This window comes from Plasticicumulans acidivorans, assembly GCF_003182095.1.
Lineage (GTDB): Bacteria > Pseudomonadota > Gammaproteobacteria > Competibacterales > Competibacteraceae > Plasticicumulans > Plasticicumulans acidivorans.
Map to the genome: position 1 here is coordinate 601,166 of NZ_QGTJ01000001.1, position 18,712 is coordinate 619,877.

General features: G+C 64.9%; 28 protein-coding genes. 9 read left to right on the forward strand and 19 right to left on the reverse strand.

What is annotated here, in order from left to right; genetic code table 11:
* Window positions 1–17: 17 nt before the first annotated feature.
* The 18 genes from C7443_RS02435 to C7443_RS02520 all read right to left on the reverse strand — a co-directional run bounded on the left by C7443_RS02435 (window position 18) and on the right by C7443_RS02520 (window position 12,200).
* Window positions 18–506 (reverse strand): hypothetical protein, encoded by a 489-nt coding sequence (locus C7443_RS02435; RefSeq protein WP_146213211.1) that lies wholly within the window; start codon window positions 504–506, stop codon window positions 18–20.
* Entirely contained in the window at window positions 503–1,099 is a 597-nt protein-coding gene (locus C7443_RS02440; protein WP_110016977.1) for a hypothetical protein, read from the reverse strand. Before C7443_RS02440 ends, C7443_RS02435 begins: the two co-directional genes overlap by 4 nt.
* On the reverse strand, window positions 1,096–1,665 hold the full coding sequence (locus tag C7443_RS02445) for a head-tail adaptor protein (RefSeq protein ID WP_110016978.1): 570 nt from the start codon (window positions 1,663–1,665) through the stop codon (window positions 1,096–1,098). Before C7443_RS02445 ends, C7443_RS02440 begins: the two co-directional genes overlap by 4 nt.
* On the reverse strand, window positions 1,647–2,165 hold the full coding sequence (locus tag C7443_RS02450; RefSeq protein ID WP_110016979.1) for a head-tail connector protein: 519 nt from the start codon (window positions 2,163–2,165) through the stop codon (window positions 1,647–1,649). Before C7443_RS02450 ends, C7443_RS02445 begins: the two co-directional genes overlap by 19 nt.
* A gap of 112 nt (window positions 2,166–2,277) precedes the next feature.
* Window positions 2,278–2,601 carry a hypothetical protein gene (locus C7443_RS02455; RefSeq protein WP_110016980.1) on the reverse strand — a complete coding sequence of 108 codons (324 nt, stop codon included), beginning with the start codon at window positions 2,599–2,601 and terminating at the stop codon, window positions 2,278–2,280.
* Window positions 2,602–2,665: 64 nt separating this feature from the next.
* Window positions 2,666–3,043, reverse strand: coding sequence for a hypothetical protein (locus C7443_RS02460; protein WP_110016981.1), 378 nt, complete (start codon window positions 3,041–3,043; stop codon window positions 2,666–2,668).
* Window positions 3,044–3,096: 53 nt separating this feature from the next.
* Window positions 3,097–4,293, reverse strand: a complete 1,197-nt coding sequence (locus C7443_RS02465) for a phage major capsid protein (RefSeq protein ID WP_110016982.1) — start codon at window positions 4,291–4,293, stop codon at window positions 3,097–3,099.
* Between the two features lie 66 nt (window positions 4,294–4,359).
* Window positions 4,360–4,965 carry an HK97 family phage prohead protease gene (locus C7443_RS02470; RefSeq protein ID WP_110016983.1) on the reverse strand — a complete coding sequence of 202 codons (606 nt, stop codon included), beginning with the start codon at window positions 4,963–4,965 and terminating at the stop codon, window positions 4,360–4,362.
* The gene (locus tag C7443_RS02475) at window positions 4,949–6,229 is read right to left on the reverse strand and encodes a phage portal protein (protein ID WP_110016984.1); all 1,281 of its coding nucleotides are present in this window, start codon (window positions 6,227–6,229) and stop codon (window positions 4,949–4,951) included. Before C7443_RS02475 ends, C7443_RS02470 begins: the two co-directional genes overlap by 17 nt.
* The gene (locus tag C7443_RS20035; protein WP_170123457.1) at window positions 6,226–6,375 is read right to left on the reverse strand and encodes a hypothetical protein; all 150 of its coding nucleotides are present in this window, start codon (window positions 6,373–6,375) and stop codon (window positions 6,226–6,228) included. Before C7443_RS20035 ends, C7443_RS02475 begins: the two co-directional genes overlap by 4 nt.
* A complete protein-coding gene (locus C7443_RS02480; RefSeq protein WP_110016985.1) occupies window positions 6,372–8,102 on the reverse strand; it encodes a terminase large subunit in 1,731 nt (576 codons plus the stop codon). The genes C7443_RS20035 and C7443_RS02480 overlap by 4 nt, the downstream gene beginning before the upstream one ends.
* Window positions 8,056–8,505, reverse strand: a complete 450-nt coding sequence (locus C7443_RS02485; RefSeq protein ID WP_170123458.1) for a phage terminase small subunit P27 family — start codon at window positions 8,503–8,505, stop codon at window positions 8,056–8,058. Before C7443_RS02485 ends, C7443_RS02480 begins: the two co-directional genes overlap by 47 nt.
* A 34-nt stretch (window positions 8,506–8,539) precedes the next feature.
* Entirely contained in the window at window positions 8,540–8,959 is a 420-nt protein-coding gene (locus tag C7443_RS02490) for an HNH endonuclease (RefSeq protein ID WP_342774191.1), read from the reverse strand.
* A 192-nt stretch (window positions 8,960–9,151) separates the two neighbouring features.
* Complete coding sequence (locus C7443_RS02495; protein ID WP_110016987.1) at window positions 9,152–9,535, reverse strand: hypothetical protein; 384 nt, start codon at window positions 9,533–9,535, stop codon at window positions 9,152–9,154.
* A 558-nt stretch (window positions 9,536–10,093) separates the two neighbouring features.
* Window positions 10,094–11,128, reverse strand: a complete 1,035-nt coding sequence (locus C7443_RS02505) for a hypothetical protein (protein ID WP_110016989.1) — start codon at window positions 11,126–11,128, stop codon at window positions 10,094–10,096.
* Window positions 11,125–11,340 carry a hypothetical protein gene (locus C7443_RS02510; RefSeq protein ID WP_110016990.1) on the reverse strand — a complete coding sequence of 72 codons (216 nt, stop codon included), beginning with the start codon at window positions 11,338–11,340 and terminating at the stop codon, window positions 11,125–11,127. The genes C7443_RS02505 and C7443_RS02510 overlap by 4 nt, the downstream gene beginning before the upstream one ends.
* Window positions 11,337–11,822 (reverse strand): phage regulatory CII family protein, encoded by a 486-nt coding sequence (locus C7443_RS02515; protein ID WP_146213213.1) that lies wholly within the window; start codon window positions 11,820–11,822, stop codon window positions 11,337–11,339. Before C7443_RS02515 ends, C7443_RS02510 begins: the two co-directional genes overlap by 4 nt.
* A gap of 102 nt (window positions 11,823–11,924) precedes the next feature.
* Window positions 11,925–12,200, reverse strand: a complete 276-nt coding sequence (locus C7443_RS02520; protein WP_110016992.1) for a transcriptional regulator — start codon at window positions 12,198–12,200, stop codon at window positions 11,925–11,927.
* On the opposite strand from C7443_RS02520, the gene C7443_RS19770 reads away from it, so the two are divergent.
* From C7443_RS19770 to C7443_RS02540, 3 genes are read left to right on the forward strand one after another with little or no spacing between them, the layout of a single operon-like run.
* Window positions 12,199–13,194, forward strand: coding sequence for a S24 family peptidase (locus tag C7443_RS19770; protein ID WP_170123459.1), 996 nt, complete (start codon window positions 12,199–12,201; stop codon window positions 13,192–13,194). The two genes, C7443_RS02520 and C7443_RS19770, sit on opposite strands and share 2 nt — an antisense overlap.
* A gap of 6 nt (window positions 13,195–13,200) precedes the next feature.
* Window positions 13,201–13,875 (forward strand): thermonuclease family protein, encoded by a 675-nt coding sequence (locus tag C7443_RS02535; RefSeq protein ID WP_110017028.1) that lies wholly within the window; start codon window positions 13,201–13,203, stop codon window positions 13,873–13,875.
* Window positions 13,832–15,559 carry a HipA family kinase gene (locus tag C7443_RS02540; protein WP_146213215.1) on the forward strand — a complete coding sequence of 576 codons (1,728 nt, stop codon included), beginning with the start codon at window positions 13,832–13,834 and terminating at the stop codon, window positions 15,557–15,559. The genes C7443_RS02535 and C7443_RS02540 overlap by 44 nt, the downstream gene beginning before the upstream one ends.
* A 140-nt stretch (window positions 15,560–15,699) precedes the next feature.
* Here C7443_RS02540 and C7443_RS02545 read toward each other — a convergent pair whose 3' ends face one another.
* Window positions 15,700–15,882, reverse strand: a complete 183-nt coding sequence (locus C7443_RS02545; protein ID WP_110016994.1) for a hypothetical protein — start codon at window positions 15,880–15,882, stop codon at window positions 15,700–15,702.
* 258 nt (window positions 15,883–16,140) lie between these two features.
* Here C7443_RS02545 and C7443_RS02550 point away from each other — a divergent pair, with 258 nt between their 5' ends.
* From C7443_RS02550 to C7443_RS02570, 6 genes are all read left to right on the forward strand, one after another.
* A complete protein-coding gene (locus tag C7443_RS02550; RefSeq protein WP_110016995.1) occupies window positions 16,141–16,488 on the forward strand; it encodes a hypothetical protein in 348 nt (115 codons plus the stop codon).
* A gap of 42 nt (window positions 16,489–16,530) precedes the next feature.
* The gene (locus C7443_RS02555) at window positions 16,531–16,860 is read left to right on the forward strand and encodes a hypothetical protein (RefSeq protein WP_110016996.1); all 330 of its coding nucleotides are present in this window, start codon (window positions 16,531–16,533) and stop codon (window positions 16,858–16,860) included.
* Entirely contained in the window at window positions 16,860–17,204 is a 345-nt protein-coding gene (locus tag C7443_RS02560; RefSeq protein ID WP_110016997.1) for a hypothetical protein, read from the forward strand. Before C7443_RS02555 ends, C7443_RS02560 begins: the two co-directional genes overlap by 1 nt.
* The gene (locus tag C7443_RS19775) at window positions 17,201–17,476 is read left to right on the forward strand and encodes a hypothetical protein (protein WP_146213216.1); all 276 of its coding nucleotides are present in this window, start codon (window positions 17,201–17,203) and stop codon (window positions 17,474–17,476) included. The genes C7443_RS02560 and C7443_RS19775 overlap by 4 nt, the downstream gene beginning before the upstream one ends.
* A gap of 97 nt (window positions 17,477–17,573) precedes the next feature.
* Window positions 17,574–17,906, forward strand: a complete 333-nt coding sequence (locus tag C7443_RS02565) for a hypothetical protein (RefSeq protein WP_110016998.1) — start codon at window positions 17,574–17,576, stop codon at window positions 17,904–17,906.
* Window positions 17,907–18,065: 159 nt separating this feature from the next.
* Window positions 18,066–18,712, forward strand: a 647-nt coding sequence (locus C7443_RS02570) for a DnaB-like helicase N-terminal domain-containing protein (RefSeq protein WP_281279372.1), incomplete at its 3' end; no start/stop codon positions are given.

The window sequence follows — 18,712 nt, forward strand, 5'->3', positions numbered from 1 at the left end:
CGACACGCCGGGCCGTGTCAGCGGCCCGGTTCGGTGTAGCCGATGACGATCGGCACGCGCAGCACGGCCAGCGTGCTGCCGGTATCGGGTTCTTCGATCTCGCAGCCGCCGCTGGCGAGCGATTGCGCCAGCCCGCCCAGCACACGACCGCCGGGTGCGATCAGGCCAGCGAGGCAGGCGCGCACATCACGCAGCAGCGCATCGCGTGCGGTCTGCGCGGCCGCAATCGCGGCCTGTAACTCGGCCTGCGGATCGGCACCCGGCGGGCTGTCGGCCTCGCCGGCGTCGACGACGAGTTCAAGCAGCGCGGCGCGCGAATAGACGGGTCTGGCAGGTGTACCCCCCGTCATCTCGTCGCTGACGGCAATCAGAACGCCGAACGGCCGCGGCGGCAGAGCATCACCGATGCGGGCGACACGCTCGCGGTAAACGCGCCCAGCCAGCGCCGGCAGTGCGCTGAGGCGCGCGATGAGTTCGGTTGTGATATCGGTGATACGAGCGTTCACGCCTTCTTCCATTCGGCGATCAGGCGGCGCTCGAAGTGCGCGAGCAGCAGCGCCTGGTAGTGCTCGGCGCGTGTGCCACGCACGGCGGCTTTGACGGCCGCGGCCACGCTCGGGCCGATGGCCGGCGTCGGCCGCGCCCAGCGGGTGACGACGCCGCCAGCCTGGGTGGCGTAACTGTTACGGGTGGCGAGCGGCTGCGGCCGGCCGCTGTGCGCCTTCGGGTTGATGAAGCCAGCGGCGATCTTGCGCCCGACGCCGGGGAAGTCGACGAGGATGCGCGCGCGGGTGCCGTGGCCACCGGTCACCGGCTGCGCCTGGTAGCGGTATTCGCGCACCGGCACGCCGGTACTGTCGGCGACCAGCAGGGCGAGGCCGGGCCGGCGCTGCGTGGCGCGGCGCACGGCCATGGCGTACTGCAGGCGGGCAGCGGGCAGGCCAGTGTCGGCATGCAGCGCGCCGGTCAAATCCTCGCGGCTGTAGTCGGCGACATAGTTCAGCGCGGTGATGCTGGCCCGCGCCTGCACTTCCGGGAACGCTGCGAGGCGGTCACCCCACCTGCGCAGCACATCCAGCCCTTCGATGGTCGAGGTCATCGTACCCACACCTGATAGACGACGCCGTCAGTGCTGCCGTCGACGGATTCAACGACGGTCCAGATGTGCCCGGCGACGGCGATCCGCTCACCGGGCACGAGCCGCGGAGCCTCGATCAGCGCCAGCTCGATACGCGTGCGTAGCTCTTGGCCGCCGGCGTAAGTCCCGATGCTGGCACTGTCGCGGATCAGTGCAGCACGTACCGGGTAGGCGCTGCCGGTCGTCGGTGTAATGGTGGCCAAGTCACCGTCGAGCGCCGTGGTCGTGCACAGCATGTCGGTATGTCGGCCGTCCGGGTCGCGGACGCTATCGATGTGCCACAGATCGCCGGCCGCGGTACTGAGGTACCGCCCGGCGCGCAGCAGGGGCGACCAGCGGGCGCGGATCGTGACTGGCACAGCTGAGCGCAGCCCCTGCGCGGGGGCGATGTCTGCCGTCGTCTCGGGGACGATGGCACCGCTGCACCAGAGCGGACCGAGCGCGACCGGCGCCGGCGGCTCGCCTTCGAGCGCGTACAGCTCGGCGCGGGTGTTGAGCCGCCAGGCCTTCACAGGCGCGGCACCCAATACGGCGCCTCGAGCGCTTCGGCCGCCCGCCGGCAGGCCGGCTCCTGGTCGATGTCGATCAGAGCAACGAAGCGCAGCGCCACGGCCGACACCAGCGGCGCGGGCACATCGGCGCCGCTTTCGCCGTAGCCGGCGCGGTACTCAATGACGACCTCCCCCTGCCAGCCGAACACCGGCGCGACGCTGACCGCATCCGGGCCGCGGCCGGTGACGGTGTAGTCCTCTCCCTCGACCAGAGCGCCGCGCTCGTCACCGACTGTCAGCAGTTCGAGCACCGGCCAGCGTGCGAGCGTTATCGATGCGCACGGCGCCAGCTCGATCTGCCGCCAGCCCTGCGCGATCAGCGCCCGCCGCGTCGCGGCCTCGACCATCGCTACCGCGGCGGCGAGCGAGCCGGACAGGATGATGTCGCGGTCGGTACCGTCGATGCGCGCGTGCAGCTTGGCGGTTTCGAGGTCGAGCGGCAGGCAGGCGGGCGGGGTGACGAGGAGGAGGCTCATGGGGTGGCCTCGATGCACGCCGTCGTGCCGGTCTCTGGGTCGGCTGCGTCGTGCGACCCGGGCACGGCCGGGCCGGGGGCGGCGGCGATCGGGGCGGAGAGCAGCGGCTTCGTCATACTGTCCTCAGCCCCATCTGTGCGATCACCACGAGCGGATCGAGGTCGACCTGCACGACCGCGAGCGCCGCAGGTGCAAGCTGGCCGCCGAGCGCGGTCGGCAGCAGCGTCAGCAGCGTGCTGGCCGCGGCGATTTGTGTGGCCTGGTTGGCGGCCGTCGCGCCCGCCAGCAGCGCGGCTGATTCGGGGTCGGTAAGGCCACCGGCCGTGATGTCGCCGAGCGTAACCGACGCCTCGACGACCTCCGCAACCGTGCCGTCGCCTTTGTCCTTCAGGCGCTTGACGCCGCCGCCGTAGACCGTGACGAGGATGTCAGCCATCGGTGTCACCGCTGGGCTGGACTGCGTAATTTTTGACGAGGCGGAAGCTCATGGCAGCGGCCCCTTACTTCGGCGACTTGAGCGGCTGGCCACGGATGACGCTGGCGCTGTAGACACCGCCGGTGGTGGCGCCGCTGACGGTGCTGACGACGCGCAGATAGCGCTTGAGGCCGCGGTAACCGACCTCCTGCACGCTGGCGCTGATGATCGCGACCAGCAAACCGGTCAAATCAGCAGCGTCGACATCGGTCCACGCGCTGTTGTCGTCGCTTTCCTGCACCTTCGGCGTGTGCGTGCCGTCAGTGATGGTGCCGGCGCTGACGATGACCGTGGCCGCACGGAAGCCCTGCAGGTCGATGCCGGTGCCGTTGGCAGTGGCAGTCCGGGCGGCCGGCACGAGGCTGGCGGCGACGGACAGGTTCTGGCTCTGATCGCGGAACATGGGTTACCTCGACGGGGCGGCCCGGCCGCCCGGCTGCGGATGCGGGGCGCGGCTCAGGCGAGCTTGACGCGGGCGAAGGCCTCGGCGAGCACCGGCGCGCCGTCGATGTAGCGCCGCCCGATGAAGCCGACCTGGTTGTTTTCGGCGTACAGCTCGTTCAAGCGCTTGAGGCCGACGCTGGCGCCGGCCTCGGCGATCCAGTAGTACGAGATGTCGCCGAACAGGCCGACGTACAGGCCGGTGGTGAAGGTGTTCGGCACCCACTCGGATTCGTCAATGCGATGGCCGAGCAGCATGTCAGGCTCGCCTTCACGCTTCGAGGGCTGCCACAGGTACTGGCCGGCGGTGTCCTTGAGCTTCGAGACGGCGGAGATGCCGTCGCGGTGGAACAGCCAGCCGGCTTTGCGGCGGTACGGGGCCTTGAGCGCGTACTTGGCGGTCAGCAGGCCGTCGACGGTGATGGCGGTCGCGGTGTTGCCGGTGCTGTAGTCGCGCGCGCTCGGAATGCCGTCGTTCGACGCGACGAACAGGCCGAGCGGCTGCTTGACGCCGTTGCCGAACAGGAAGGCCTTCTCCTGCGCGAGGTCGAACTTGTAGCGCAGGCGATCGTTGACGATGCGTTCGGCGTCGGTGGCCATCAGCAGATCTTCGGAAACCTTGATGCGCTTGGCGAGCGGCTGCGGGATCAGCTTGCGACGACCGAAGGCCATGCTGCTGTCTTCGCTGCCGGTGCGCACCTCGCTGGTCCAGTCGGCATCGTCCGGATCGTTGTCGAGGCTGGGCGCGCCCATGCCGGGCAGCGGCACGTCGGTGAAGACGCGGGCGCGGGCGCGGATGAACATCTGGTCGTCTTCCGGCTTGATCAGCTCGTTGACGAACTGCTCGGGCGGCAGCAGGAAGCCGCCGGTGCTGCCAGCATCGGCCTGCAGCGCGCGGGATTCGCCTGCACGCAGGTAGACCCGGAACGCGGTGCGGTATTCCTCGCTGCCGCGCGGCCCGTCGCCGGGCTGGTCATTGCCGGCGCGGCGGCGGTACTCGCCTTCGCTCAGTTCGCGCTCGGCTTCGATCTGGCGCTGCTCGCGCTCGATGGCCTTGCGCAGACCGTCCTGTTCGGCGTGCAGGGCGTCGTACTGGCGTTCCTCGTCCTCGCTGAGCCCGCGCTTTTCGCCTTCGGCGCGGTCGAGCAGCGCGCGCGCGCCGTCGATGGCCTTCCCGCGCTTGTCCATCAGTTCACGCAGCTTTGCGTTCATTCGTTTACCTCGGACATGGAAAAGCCCGCACGCGGCGGGCTTGTGGTGGTCGGCGGGCGGCGGCTGTCAGCGCCATGATTCGATCTCAAGCCGTCGCCGGCGCAGGGCGATGGCGGCCGGCGGCCGGCCGGTCGGATCCGGGGTGGCGGCGGCACGCAGGGCGTCGAGGCTGCGCTGACTGAGCGCGGCGCCGGTCTGCGGATAGGCCGGAAACACGACCGGCGAGACTTCGAGCAGCTCGACTTCGAGCAGCGTGCGGACGTAGCTGCCGTCGGCCGCCTTGGTCCACTTATCGTCGATGGTCCTGAAGCCGAACGACATCTGGTCCACGTCGCCACGGCGAATCGATTCGGCTGCGTCGCGGCCCCAGGAGTTGGCCGGCGGGTCGAATTCGAAGGCGAGGCCGCGGCTGTCTTCGCTCAGGCGCAGCGTGCCGGCGCCGCTGCGGCCGAGCACGTAATCGCTGTTGTGGTTCCAGAAGGCGCGGATGTCGGCGCTCGACAGGCTCTTGGTGAACGCGCCGGGGGCGATGCGTTCGCGGAAGCCGCCCAGATCCTCGGAAAGCTGGTCGAAGACCGCCGCGTGGCCGCTGACGATGCCGATAGCGCCATCGGTCGCCGTCAGGCGCAGTTCGACGCCACGGATGGTGCGCAAGTCATACGGGCTGGACATCGGGGGCGCCTCCGGCGGGCTGGCCGAGCAGATCGGTCGTGGTCATGTTCTGGGGCACGAGGTACTTGTCGAGGTCGGCGCCCGCCCAGTTCAGTTCTTCAAGCGCGCGGGCTTCGTTGCGGGTCATGACGCCGAAGCCGACCATGGTCTTGAGGTACTCGGCTCGGGACGTGGCGTCGCCACGCAGCAGGCCGGCGACGGTGTGTTTCCAGTACAGGCTGGCGGATTCGGCCTCGGTGAGCAGGTCGCGGCTCATGGCCTGTTCGATGTTGGTCAACCATTCGAGCAGGGTGTATTGCACGAAGCCGATCGACATCTGTTCGATGCCGGCGCCCCAGCTCGAAACCTTGTCGGTGGCGGCGATCAGGTGCGGCGGCACGCCGTAGATGCGGCACACCTCTTCAACCTGTGTGCCGCGGGTCTGCAGGAACTGCGCTTCCTCGGCCGTCATCGACAGCCGCTCGATCGCCATGCCTTCGTCGAGCAGCAGCGGCTTGTAGGCGCCAGCGCCGACGCGCTCGTTGAAGCTGGCCTTGAGCCGATCGAACGCCGGATCGCTCAGCACCTGCGGATGCGTGACGACGATGTTCAGGTGCGCGCCGTTTCCGAACAGCCGCGCGCCGTGATCCTGCGCAGCCAGGCCGAGGCCGACGGTCTCGCGGTGCACGCGCAGCGGGGACAGGCCGGTCAGGCCGGATGTGCTGAGGCCGCGCCAGTGGTGCACCTCGTCGGCGAACAGGATGCCGCCGGGGCCGGTGGCCGGCTGGTACCAGTAGCCGACCCGGTCGCCTTCATCGGCCCAGGTCGGCCGTCCGGCGGCATCGAGCCAGAGCGGTTGCACGCGGTCGGGGTGCATGGGCACGAGTGAGGCGAGCCGGCCGCGGCCGTCGTAGCGCTTGGCGCTGTAGCCGTTGCCGCGCATCAGCACGGACATCGCCATCTGCCGACGCCATTCGAACTCGCTCTGCCAACTGTTCGGCCGCTGCAGTCGGCGGCGGGTGTGGTGGTCGGTGGCGATCTCGCGCGAGTCGTGCGGCATGCGCCGGTACAGGTCGAGCGGCAGCGCGGCGAGCACGCCGGCGAGCAGACGCACGCAGGCATAGACGGCGGCGAACGTCAGCGCGCTGTCGGGCGTGACGCACTGCCCGGATGCGGTCGCGCGACCGCCGAACCAGCCGGAAAGCGCCGGATCGCGCACCGGCTTCGCGGCATCGACACCGCTGCGGGTCTCGCCAGCACCGAGCATGGCGCGGATCAGACTCACGATGCGCGCCTCGCGCCCAGTACGGCGCCGACGAGCAGCAGCACGCCGGCGGTGATCCAGCCGGCCGGCTCGTAGACGAGGTGCGCGCCCCAGGCGCAGCAGCCGACGCCAGCGACGGCGGCGATGACGAGAACGGCATCGGTCATAGCGTGCGCAGGCCTCGGGTTTCGTAGACGGATTTCGTCGGCTTCGGCGACATCAGCTGTCCGGCGCCCATGACAGCAGCGACGATTCCGTCAATGCGGCCGGTGCTCTTGGCCTTGCTCGGCTTCCGGTTGCCGGCATCGTCTTCGGATAGCACGGTGTTTGCGGCGCACCACGTCATGCACGGGTTTCCGTTGTGCACGACTTCGCCGCCGAGCAGGCGCCGCTCAAATTCTTCAACAGCCGGGCTCATCGACTGGAATCCCTGGCCGAATTCGATCAACTCGGGCAGGCAGATGCCGGCCTCGGCCGCCGCTTCACGCAGGTCTGCAATACGCCAGCGGTCGTAGGCGAGCCGCACCGTCGAGGCCATCGACACGATTTCGGCAATGCGCCGGCATACCGCGGTGCGACTGACAGCAGCGCCGGGCGTGGTTTCGATCCAGCCCTGATCGCGCCAGACGGTGTAGGGAACGCGATCTGCATCCGCCTTCGCGGACAGCCCTTCTTCCGGCATCCAAAAGAACGGCACGAGTCGCCACGGTTCTCCAACTTCTGCCGGCTCGATCCACAGCACCAGCGCCGTGAGGTCGCGCGTCGAGGACAGGTCGAGCCCGCCGACGACACGGCGACCACGGAAGGCGCGCCATTCGTACTGCCGCGATGCGCCAAGCCATGTGTCAGCGCCGATCCACGGGTTGTTGCTCTCGACCCACTGGCAGAAATTCAGCCGGCGGACGACGGCTTCCTTGCTCGGCATGCCGCGCGCCTGCGTAACCTGTTCGCGCAAGTATTTGATGCCTGGGATGCCGACATCGAGCGACGGGTTGACCTTCGGCCAGCAGGATTCGTCCGTCAGCGGATCTTCGTGATCGTCGAGGGCGCAGACGTAGCCGAAGAATGCATCGTCCTCAATCATGCCAGACGCCACATTGACGGCGTATTGGTGATACTCCCAGCACACCGAGTGCCGCGAGGTGCCGCTGTTGGTGATCATGACGATCATCGCCTGCCGGCGGCTCTTCGTGCCAGCACGCAGCATCTCGACGACGATGTTGCTCTTGTGTTCGTGGACCTCGTCGATGAGGCCGATATGCGGCCGCGGACCCGACTGGCCATCGTCGGCACTGATCGGGCGAAAGAAGGCACCCTGCTCCAGATAAGCGAGGTTCCAGATTTTCTCGCCGGTACCGGAGGCGGTCAGCCTAGCAGTCAGCTCGGGCGACAGCTGCCACATGGCGACCGCGTCGCGGAACAGGACCATGGCCTGATCTTTTTTCGTGGCCGCGGCGTAGATCTCGGCGCGCGGTTCGTTGTCGGCTGTCAGGCCGTAGTGGCCGATACCGGCGACCAACGGGGACTTTCCGCTGCCCTTCCCGGTCTCGATGTAGGCGACGCGGAAACGACGGAATCCGTCCGGACCCTTCCAGCCGAACAACGAGCCGAGCACGAAGCACTGCCAGCCGTCCGGGTAGAACGGCTGGCCCTCGAACTGCCCGCCGTTGAGACAGAGCACCTCGCGAAAGTAGGCCAGCACACGGGCTACTGCATCGGTATCCCAGCGTAGACCTCTGCCTGCCCCTTGTTCCAGATCCAGCAGGTGTCGAGCGCAGGCTGCTCGCACATGCGGTCCTGCAGTGACGCGTCCATCCTCAACAGCATGTGCATAAGCCGTGGCTTCATCAACCGAAGAAGCGGGCCGGGCTTTTTTCTGAGTTGGTTTCGTCATCGAACAGATCGAGCTGCGCAGAGCGAACGTTACGGCGAGCGGACGGGCTTAACCCGAATTCCACCCCGAATTGACGAAGCTGTTCAGCGGCCCGGTTAGCTACCTGCAACCAGACACCTTGCTGTCTATATCCAGAAGGGGTGGTTTCCACGTACCGCTCGTTGTTCTCTGACAACTTTCGACGGGCAAGCAACCAATCAGCATAAGCTTGGCAATAAATAGCCAGCATTGATCGGTCGAGCTTTGTTACGAGCCCCTGCTCGAAAAGCTCAGAGGTAATTCGCTTCCATTCTTTCTTTGCATCTGCAGTTAGCTCTTGCGGGCAAGATGGAATCTCTGTCCGAGGACAAACAGCATCTCGCAACTGAGATGCTGACAACTTGCTGCGGTTTCCCTGCAGCATGTGCACATTTGCCGGAAGAGGCTTACGACCAGCTCTACTCATTGTCGATACCCCCCCCTGAATTTCCCGGCGCTGTAAAAAACGAGTCCGCACCGTTCGACGCACGCCGCGCTATAGCCTTTTTATCCCCCCTACCCTCCGAGTGCCAATGATGCCCAGGATCAATGGGAATACCCTCAGCATTACATCCAGATGCAATTCCGCCAGCTTCAATTCGCTGCTTATGTCTGTCATGACACGGCTTGCAGAGCGCCTGCCAGTTATCCGTGTTCCAAAAAATTACCCGGTCTCCTCGATGTGGAATTATGTGGTCAACCACCGTGGCTACTGTTGATCGGCCACGCTCCAGGCACATAGCGCACAACGGATGCAGCCGAAGATAACTCTCTCGGGCTTTCCGCCATCGAGAATTGTACGGAGATTTACTGGCCATCAGCCCCATCCTGCTGGTCATCCACCCGGTCAATCCGTACCGACAACCAAAGAGGACCCATCAGCGATCCGTTGTCCGCTGCCATATCGCCATTGTCCATGGCCGCCTGCACACGAGCATCCGCCTCTGCTCGGTGCTCAGTACAGTAGCTACCCACCACCGCCAAGCGTCGGCACCCAGGATGCCTACAGGGAGACGGAGCCCTGACGGCCACTACTGCCCGTCCTCGCTGCTCGTCCGTTCGATGCGCACCGCCAGTCCCGCCTTACGCAGCAGCCGCGCACCGTGACCATGAAGCAGCGCTACAGCGAGCGCGGTCACAACGCCCGCCGTCAGCATGCGCGCGAGCAGCGGTGCCCCATCAAGCACCCGCACCGGAACGACTTGCGCTACTACCCCGAACAAATCCACCACCAGACTGGCCACCGCACCTGCAGCGCCGATAGCCGCATAGGCCAGTACCAATGCCCACGTTACCGGCCGACCAAACGCAGCCCGCGCCGACGCGATACCCGCACCGCCTAGCCCACCGCAGAGCAGCGCCGCAAGGATCAACACAATGTCAATTCCAGTGATCGCCTGCCGCTCGTCGTTCATCGCTCTCGCCACGCAAACAAAAAGCCCCGCGCGGAAACCCGGCGGGGCTTATGAGTCTTCTTCACGCACGGCAACGCTCGCCATCGGCGAGCGTTGGTGCGCCATGCGCGAGAAACTTGATGCGTTAATCATAGACACAGCAGCCACAGCCTGACAACCCTCCCCACTCACCCCCGCAGTAACGACCGGCCCGCCAACACCAACCCCAGCGCTATCCGTGCTCCGCGCAGACGCGCATGCCACCGCACTGGTCCAGCCCAGCTGACGCTGAGCATCAGACAGACCCTGCGAGGAGGCTGGCCCTCCACGTAGACCAGCCTCAGCAACGCGCGCTCGTACTCCGGCACACGTCGCATCGCTACTTCAACAGCCTCTGCATCGAGCGCGTCGACGGGAACATGCACTGACTGAATCGATGACTCCCACCGCGGCGCGCGATAGAGCCGCTCAGCCGATGCACACCGGCCTGCGCCACCACGCTCACTGCACAGCCAACGAGCCCAGTTGATGAGGCGCTCGTCCACCGTCGACTCTGACCAACCACTCGACAACATCACATCAGCCGCGACAGCCATCGACCATCCTCCGCAGACCCACCGCCGCCAGCAGAGCAGAGCGGCCAGATTCACCAACCGACCGCTTCACCAACCGATCGGATCGCTCGCCAATCGGCACCAACACCGGACTCGCCCGCTCAGCCGCAGCCACGGCTGCCGCCATCCGTCGCCGCCGATCACGCTCAGCGGCAATCTCCGCACCAGACTCCGCCGCAAATGTCCCCGCTTGAGCTCTCCGCACCAGACCGTGCAGATACGCCAGCCGGTCCCGCACGACTCCACGCACTATTGCGGCCGCCCACTCGTCCGCAATCTGCTGCGCTAGCCCGGGATCAAACTCGCGCAGGAGCCGCGCAGCCGCCGTCCGCTGTGCAGGGCGCAGTTCGGGCAACTCAATGGGAACAGGCGGAGCCATACCGATCAGCGGCAGCTCTCGCTGAGCGGAAGCTGATCGTCTTTGATCTTCATCACCACCACACAGCTGTGGATCGGGTGGCGGCGCGGTAGTGGTGGTTTTATTACCGGATACCGGAGGCCGTGGCGGCCTGACGCCGAGGCGGCGCGTCGGCCTATCCTCGCACAGCGCCGCTAACTGATTGATCTCACTATTAACAAACCCATCATCAGTAGAGGCTTTCCAGCGTGGCGGCCTAGTGGCGGCCTGAATCTGGACAGACGATTCCACCGCCGGCGTCAGATCTGTTTCCGCGAGCAGAAACCGCACTATCAAGCGCAGCCGTGGCGATCGATCACCCTGCTGTAACCGAGAACAGCGCTGGATCAGGCCAGCGCGCTCCAGCGCTGCCAACAACCGCTTTATTTGGTCATCACTCGCCGACGGCGCTGTCGCAACGCCAGGAACAGGATCGATACCCAGCACCTCGCGGAATTGCTGGTACGTGATGCGCCGAGCGCGGCCCGCCACACCGGTGCGGTAGTCCATACACGGGCGCAGCCCCATCAGGTACAGCACACGCGCCGCATACGGCAGCCCGCGCAGCGCATCCAACTCGGCATCACAGATGCGCACGCTCATGGTTCGCCCCCACTGCGCACTCGCCACAGCGCTTGCAGCCGCTCACGCAGCGCGTCTGCCGATCCGTGCCGCTGCTCCCACCGCTCCAGAAAATCGCGTCTCTTCTGCAACGGCCAGGCAGCGATCGTCTGCGCCAAATCATCGAGGCGCCGCGCCGAATCCCGCTCGATGTACTCAAGCAGCTCGTCCACCGTCGCAAACAGCAAAATCATCGCGCTTCTCCCGCACGCACCGAGCGCAATGCCGGGGCCGGTGTCGGCTGTGTCGGCTGTGTCGCATTGCGCGCCGCATGAGCAGACGCGACGAGCTCATCGAGGATGAGCTGAATGGCACCGGACTCAGCCGGCGTAATGCGGCCATCCTTGAGGGCATCGACGATCTCGGTGGCGACCCGACCGACCTGCACGGCCAGATCAGCAGCGGCGGTGAGTGGGCACCCCGGCTCGTGCAGCTCCGCGGGCCGCAGCGCCAGACCATGCCGCGCCGCGAGCACTTCAAGCACGCGACTATCGCCGGTGATGCTAATCAGCGCATCAAGGTCGGCGACCGTCATCTCATTGCGGCCGCCGCCGCTGGCCTTGGCGTACATGACCGCAGCGCTACGGCCCATCTGCTCGGCCAATCTGGCAACGCCGGCAGGATATTGGTGCACCGTGTCATACACAGCGCGCTGTATATCGTGATGCGGGTCCACTACGGCGAGCCTCGTATTATTGGATACGACTATCGAGATTGCGCCGATGATTTCGGCACACGTCCTGGTGTTCCTGAAGTCGCAGCAGCCGGGCGCAGGGTGTCAGGCAGCATGGCTCTTGGCCTCGCTGGGACGAGGCGCAGCGGCGGGTTCACCGAGCGGCGGCAGCCAGTCGGGGTCTGGATAGATATCAGGACGCATCTGGTGTGGCGTCACGGTGCCGTGCGTAGCCCGGTAGATCGGCAGCACGCGCTCAGCGGGGATGCCAGTCACAAGCCACTTCCGGACGGCTTGCACTGTGACGCCAAGGGTCCTGGCCATTCCGGACTGCCCTTTGACGGCCTCAATTGCAGCTAGGAGTGCAGCGGTGTCGTTCATGAACACCAGTATTGAACCGATAGTTCACAACAGTCAAGCACTGATAGTACAGCAAACAATGCGGCACCATGAACCAATGGTTCATGAACTTGATGCACGACAAGCCTTTTCGACTCGCTTACATCAGGCACTCGACGCGCTCGGGTTACCTATGCGCGGGCGTGCCACTTGGCTTCATGACAGGACAGGGCTTTCCCAAAAAGCGGTCGGAAAATGGCTCAACGCCGAGTCGATGCCTGACACCAAGCGGTTGGAAGGACTAGCAAAACTGCTGAGCGTTGACGCACGTTGGCTGTTGTCTGGGCTGGGCGAAATGGGCGGACACAATGTCCGCGAAGATATGCCTGCCTCTGATCTTTCCGCCTTCACCGCCTCTCTCCCCGCACGCATCCGCTCCGCCCGCCTGGCCCGCGGCTACACCGTCGAACACGCCGCCACTGTGGTGGGCGTCACAGCGGCGCGGTGGGAGGCGTGGGAACGTGGCGATGATCTACCACCGCCACCACGGCTGGCACTGATTTCAGGAGCGCTGGGCGTTGAACTCGACCAGACCCCCGAGCCAACGAACATCGAGCCATACCGACCTGGCCCGTTCACACACGTTCGGCGCATACCGGTGGTTTCGTTCGTCACCGCCGGGGCGTGGACTGAAGTGCGTGAGCGATTGCCGGACAATCTGGAGTGCATCGACGCCGAGGACGTCAGCGCAGCCGCATTCGCCGTGCGCGTCGTGGGCGATTCGATGACGCCACTGTTTCCAGCCGGCACCACGCTCGTGGTAGACCCCGAAGCCAGAAAACAAATGGACGAAATGGTTGATCGTTTCGTTGTTGCTCGCCTACCAAACAATAACGAAGCCACATTCAAGCAGCTCGTCAAAGACGCCGGCACCTTTTTCCTAAAACCTCTGAACTGCGTGTACCCGCTAATTCGGGTGACAGAAGACTGCGAGATTGTCGGTGTTGTGGTGGAGTCTCGGCAAATCTGGAGATGATCAATGATGAGCTTGTGGCGAGTAATTCTGATCAGCGCAATTTCCACCACGGCGCTCGCGGAAGAGCCACCAGTTTCATGCCGCGTCGTAGGCGTACACGACGGCGACACACTTACCTGCCTGACCGCTGATCAGCGGCAGATTAAGGTCAGGCTAGGTGAAATTGACGCCCCTGAAATTAAACAACCGTGGGGGGATCGCTCGAAGCAGGGGCTTTCAAATCTGTGCTTTGGTCGACAGGCAACGCTTAACGTACAGGATACCGATCGCTATGGCCGAACTGTCGCAAGAGTAATCTGCGATGGACGTGACGCAAATGTCGAACAACTGCATGCTGGCTTGGCGTGGCTTTATCGGCAGTACCTGCGTGACACCGCACTGATCGCAATCGAGCAGGAATCGATCAAGGCAAAGCGTGGGTTATGGGGGGATGCGCAACCGATCCCTCCATGGGAGTGGCGGCGAGGAATACGCGAAAATGGACAGCCAGCGCAACCTCCGAGTCCAGCCGCTCCGATCACTAAACCGGACGCTCCTCTATCGACGTTTACGTGTTCTGGAAAAACGCGTTGTGGGCAGATGACCTCATGCGCTGAGGCTAGATTTTACCTTGAGCAATGTGGAGTTATCCGCCTCGATGGCGATCATGATGGAACGCCGTGCGAATCGATCTGCCGGTAGCGCTACTTCCATGACAACGACTCTGGAAGCAATCGAACTGGCATCGATCAAGGCTGTTTCCACCCGCATATGGCTCGACGACTGCAACCGGCCGCTGGCATCGCCAGTCTGGAAAGTGGCGCTCGCCACCGAATCCGGCCGCGCCAACGCCTTCCTGAAGCTCCTGCCCGCACACCAGTTGATCAGCGAAGCCGTCTGCACGCTGCTCGGGCGCGCCGTCGGCCTCGATCTGCCGCGCGGCTTTCTCGTCGAAGCCACCCCGGACACCTTGCCCGATGCCGACTGGCAGCCCGGCGAAGCGGCGCGGCTCGGCTTCGGCAGTGAGGACGCCGAGTTCCAGAGCTTCGCCTTTGCCATCCACCACGGCAGCGCCGCCATCGAGCGCGAGCTGATGCAGTGGCAAGGACTCGCCCCGCTCGCGTTCTTCGACGAATGGGTGGCGAACACCGACCGCCACTTCCGCAACCTGCTCTACCGCGGCGGCGAGTTCATACCCATCGACCACAGTCACGCGCTGACCGGCCATGACTGGACTCCTGAGCGCCTCACGCCAAGCGCCACTGTGGTCAATCAGATGCTCACATTCGCGACCCGCTACCTGAGCGAACACCAGCGCTTTCAGTGGCGACGCAGCGCAGCCGACTGCACCGCCGGTTACCACCGCGTGCCACTCGACGAGCTGGCCGAGTATGCAGAGCTAGAACGTTACGCCACGCCCAAACAAACGCTGGCGGTGCTGGACTTTTTGCGGCGCCGAATCTTTCATGTGCCCAAGCTTGCCGCCGGCAAGCTCGGACTTCCGGAACTGGATTTCTGGCCGCACATGAAAACGCACCGCGCTTTCCCATCGCCCGGCGCTTATCGCGCCCAGTGGGCGCCCGTATACCTCGAACCCATCATCGGCTCGGGAGAGCGCTTGACGGTTGGCATTCTGGTGCTTGGCGCCGACGGCCAGCGCCAGGTTGCGCCAGTGCTGCGCGAGGACCAAGTCTCTACGCTCTGGGGTGAACAGGGTCGTGGGCTACTTAGAAGCATCGACCTGTGCCTGAACGTGCTACGCGAACACCTGAGCGATGGCGGCGATCTCGATCGCTGGCCGGCGCCCTTCGCCGGCGTCTGCATCGGGCCGCTCAAACCGGCGCGCGGCGACGACGCCATCGATGTGCTGCGCACTGGTATGAGCTTTTCCGCCTGCTTCTCGACACTGGAGCAAGGCATCGAGGAAACCGCCGAAGACGACGACACGGAAGACCCGTGGCCGAAGCAGGTACATGCCGCCGTGCAGGCGCGTGTCCCAAGCCTGTCCGGAAATTTCAACAAACAGATCAAAACCGCCACCGCCGCCCGCCCGACACCAGTCGGCTACCTGAGTACCCGGCTCGCCGCCAACCTTGGCAAACTCATTCCCGGTCCGCGCCTCGGCGAGTTCGTGAAAACCGCGAAGGTTAAGGCACTGAACCTCGTCATCGTGCGTGATCTCGAACCGTGCCAGCGCCAGTTCGAACTACTGATCTTCCGCCCGCGCGAGGACGACCCAAGCTACACGGCTCGGCAGATGAAAAACCTCAGGGGCGCGCTGCTCGAACTTAAAGAAGCGGGCAATCACCACGAGCTGCGCGTGGTGGAAGTGCTCGACGCCGCTCAGGCAGCCGACAGGATCATCCGGGCCGAGGCGGCGGCGTAGTCACCCTGAGTAACGCCGGCCCCGACCAACCAACCCCGCCCCGGCGGGGTTTTTCATGCCGCGGCGAAGGCGATCGCGCGTGAAGTCGTCAAGGAATGCTTGACGACTGGCACCGAAGGCCCGCGCCAGGCGCGCGACCATCACAGCTCTGCCAGCCGCTCCAGCGTATCCGGGTGCTCGCGCGTAGCGCGGATCAGCGCGGCATCCACCGCCGGCAGCGGCCGGTGCTCCAGCCGGTGCGCGCGCAGCGTCACCTTGCCCTCGCGCTGCTCGCGCATCGCCTCGATGCCTTCCATCAGTTCGCCGAAGATGTCGCGCTTCATCGCCCTGCACTCCTTGTGATAGCCGACACCGATACGTCGATCGTAGCGCGCTCAACAGTACTGTGAGCGCGCATTGGGCCAGTCGCTACACGCATACGCTACAACCACCGCGCCTCTGTGGGCGCCTGAGCTAGAGCGTAGCTGGCTGGCGTGGTTCCAAAATTACACCGATAAATTGAACTATTAGTTCTTGACAATTTGAACCATTAGTTCACTATTTCCCCATCCCGCCCGCCGGGCGGCCTGATGGGGAACGCCATGCAAGACCAACACATCACCGGCGCCGATCTAATCGGCTCCGAGCGCCGTCGGCAAATAGAGAGCGAAAGATTCTCTGCCGAGCACGACGACGTGCACACCAGAGATGAGCTGGCTTGGGCAGCCATCTGTTACGTGATCCCGCCCAAAAAGAGACAGATGTCTGTCTGCGGAATGTGTTGGGGGTGGAAACCACAGTACTGGCCTGAGTCCTGGTCCACGGAATGGTGGAAGCCTGGAGCAGGAAACCTCGAAGGCCGAATCAGCGAGCTGGTCAAGGCCGGAGCACTGATTGCCGCCGAGATCGACCGGCTGAAGCGCGCAGGCGTTTTCGACCCGTCCATCTGACCTGCCAAATATCCGGCGAGCCAGCTGGATAGGAGAGATGAAATGCCCCACTACACCACTCTTGAAGCACGAAAAAAGTTATGCCCATTCATGGGTAAACACTGCCTTACCGCCGAATGCAGCGCCTGGCAGTGGGATGAAGAGGGTCAGCCTGGGCGCAGGTTTATCGACGCCGTGGTCCTCAATGCACAGGAGGAAGTCGAGGCGAAAGGAGGCCTCTTTGGAGCCTCCACGCGAGGCCTGGAGTTTGTCCCTGCTGACTGCATCAGCGGCAGCGGGGCGGGGTGGATTGAGCCACTACATGAATACCACGCCCGCTGCACAGGGTTTTGCGGAGCTTTTCCGCAGACCTCCACCCGGGTGCCGCAGTGATGAGTGGCCTCGTGCTCACCCGCCGGATCGGCCAGCGGCTGATGCTTGGCCTCCCCGCGACGCACGTGCTGAGCGTGCGCGCCATTACAGCTCGCGCCGCTGTCGTGTTGATCGTCCCCCTCCTGCACGGCGGGCCGACTGTTCACCAGGTCTCGCGTGGCGGCAGCGGCGTCGAGGCACTGCCAGGACTGATCCTGTCACTCGACACCGTCTACCGTGCGAATGACGTCGTTGAGCGCCGCGTCGCTCAGCTACGCCTGCAGGCCATCCGCGCGCGAGTCCCAATCTGGCGCGAAGAGCTGTACGACGACGTGCTCGCCGGTGTGCTGGGAGCGGCAGCATGAGCCTGCCATCAGCACGCCGCCTACAGCAGGCGCAATCCGCCGCCCGCCTGCGCCGTAACCAGCGGGGACACCTGCAGTCAGTCCCCACCCTGCCGCAGATGCTGGCTGTCGCCCGCGCGGTTTATTGGCACGCGGAGCGTGCGGGCGTCCCTCGCCCTGATCGCTACGCCATCAGCCGCTACGCCGCTGACCTGCGTCGCCGCGGCTGGAGCGGCGCAGAAGCCGTCCGGCAGGCAGCGCTGATCACCAAAGAAAACGGACGGACATCGTGAAGCCGATGTTTTGCGTCGCCGTCTACCGGTCACTCATCGTCAGCGGATGGATTGCCAGCGCCGCCATCGCTATCGAGCTGATTTCGAGGGCTATCCAATGATGCAGGACAGCATAAAGCCGCGCCGACGGCGTGTTGGAATAAAGCCGCCACCAGACTGCCTCACGCTGCATGAAGCCGCAGTTGAGCTCGAACGGCCACTGACGCTGTTCACCAACTGGCTGCGCGTCCGGCGCTACACGGACGGGAATCTCTACCCGAACCCGCAGCTGTTGCAGATGGACCTGCTGGATGTCCGCACATGGCAGTACTGCCTACCGAGCGGCATGCCAAAGCACTACAGCCGCACCTTTGTCACCAGGAAAGGCATGACCTGGCTGCGCTCGGTACTGCCATCGACGCAGGACATGCGGGCCGAGGTGTCACTGTGAACAACGACGCAGAGCTTTTTCGCCTCAGACAGGCCGTCTCAGAAATCAGGTCTCAACTGCTGCGCGAAATCGACGCAGGACTCAGTGGCGGGCTATCCGCTGCCGAGGATGCGTTACACCGCGCGCGCGAGCTGGCGATCAAACTAGAGGATCGCCGGCGTGCTGGTTGACACGGATGCCCTGCGCATCCCCCCGCACTCCAACGAAGCCGAACAGGCGGTGCTGGGCGGCCTGCTGCTCGACAACGCGGCCTGGGATCACGTCGCCGACCGCGTCGGTGAAGAGGATTTCTACCGCGCCGACCATCGGCTGATTTTCCGTGCCGTCAAACTGCTCGCGGAAAAGGGCTCGCCGCTTGACGTGGTGACGCTGTCGGAATGGCTGGCGAGCCATGATCTGCTCGACGACGCCGGCGGCCTGCCGTATCTGGCGCGGCTTGCGCGCGATACACCGAGTGCCGCCAACATCCGCGCCTACGCCGACATCGTGCGCGAGCGCTCGGTGCTGCGTCAGCTGATCCGCGTTGGCACCGATATCGCGGCGCGTGCCTTTGCCCCTGAAGGTCGCGACAGCAAGGAGCTGCTCGACGAGGCCGAGCGCCAGGTGTTCGCGATCGCCGAGCAGGGCAATCGGCAGAATCAGGGTTTTCAGCCGATCAAGGACTTGCTGACCAAGGCAATCGACCGCATCGACACGCTGTTCGAGCGCGACGACCCGATCACCGGCGTGCCGACCGGCTGGAACGACTTCGATGAGATGACGGCCGGCCTGCAGGCGGGCGACCTGATCATCATCGCCGGGCGGCC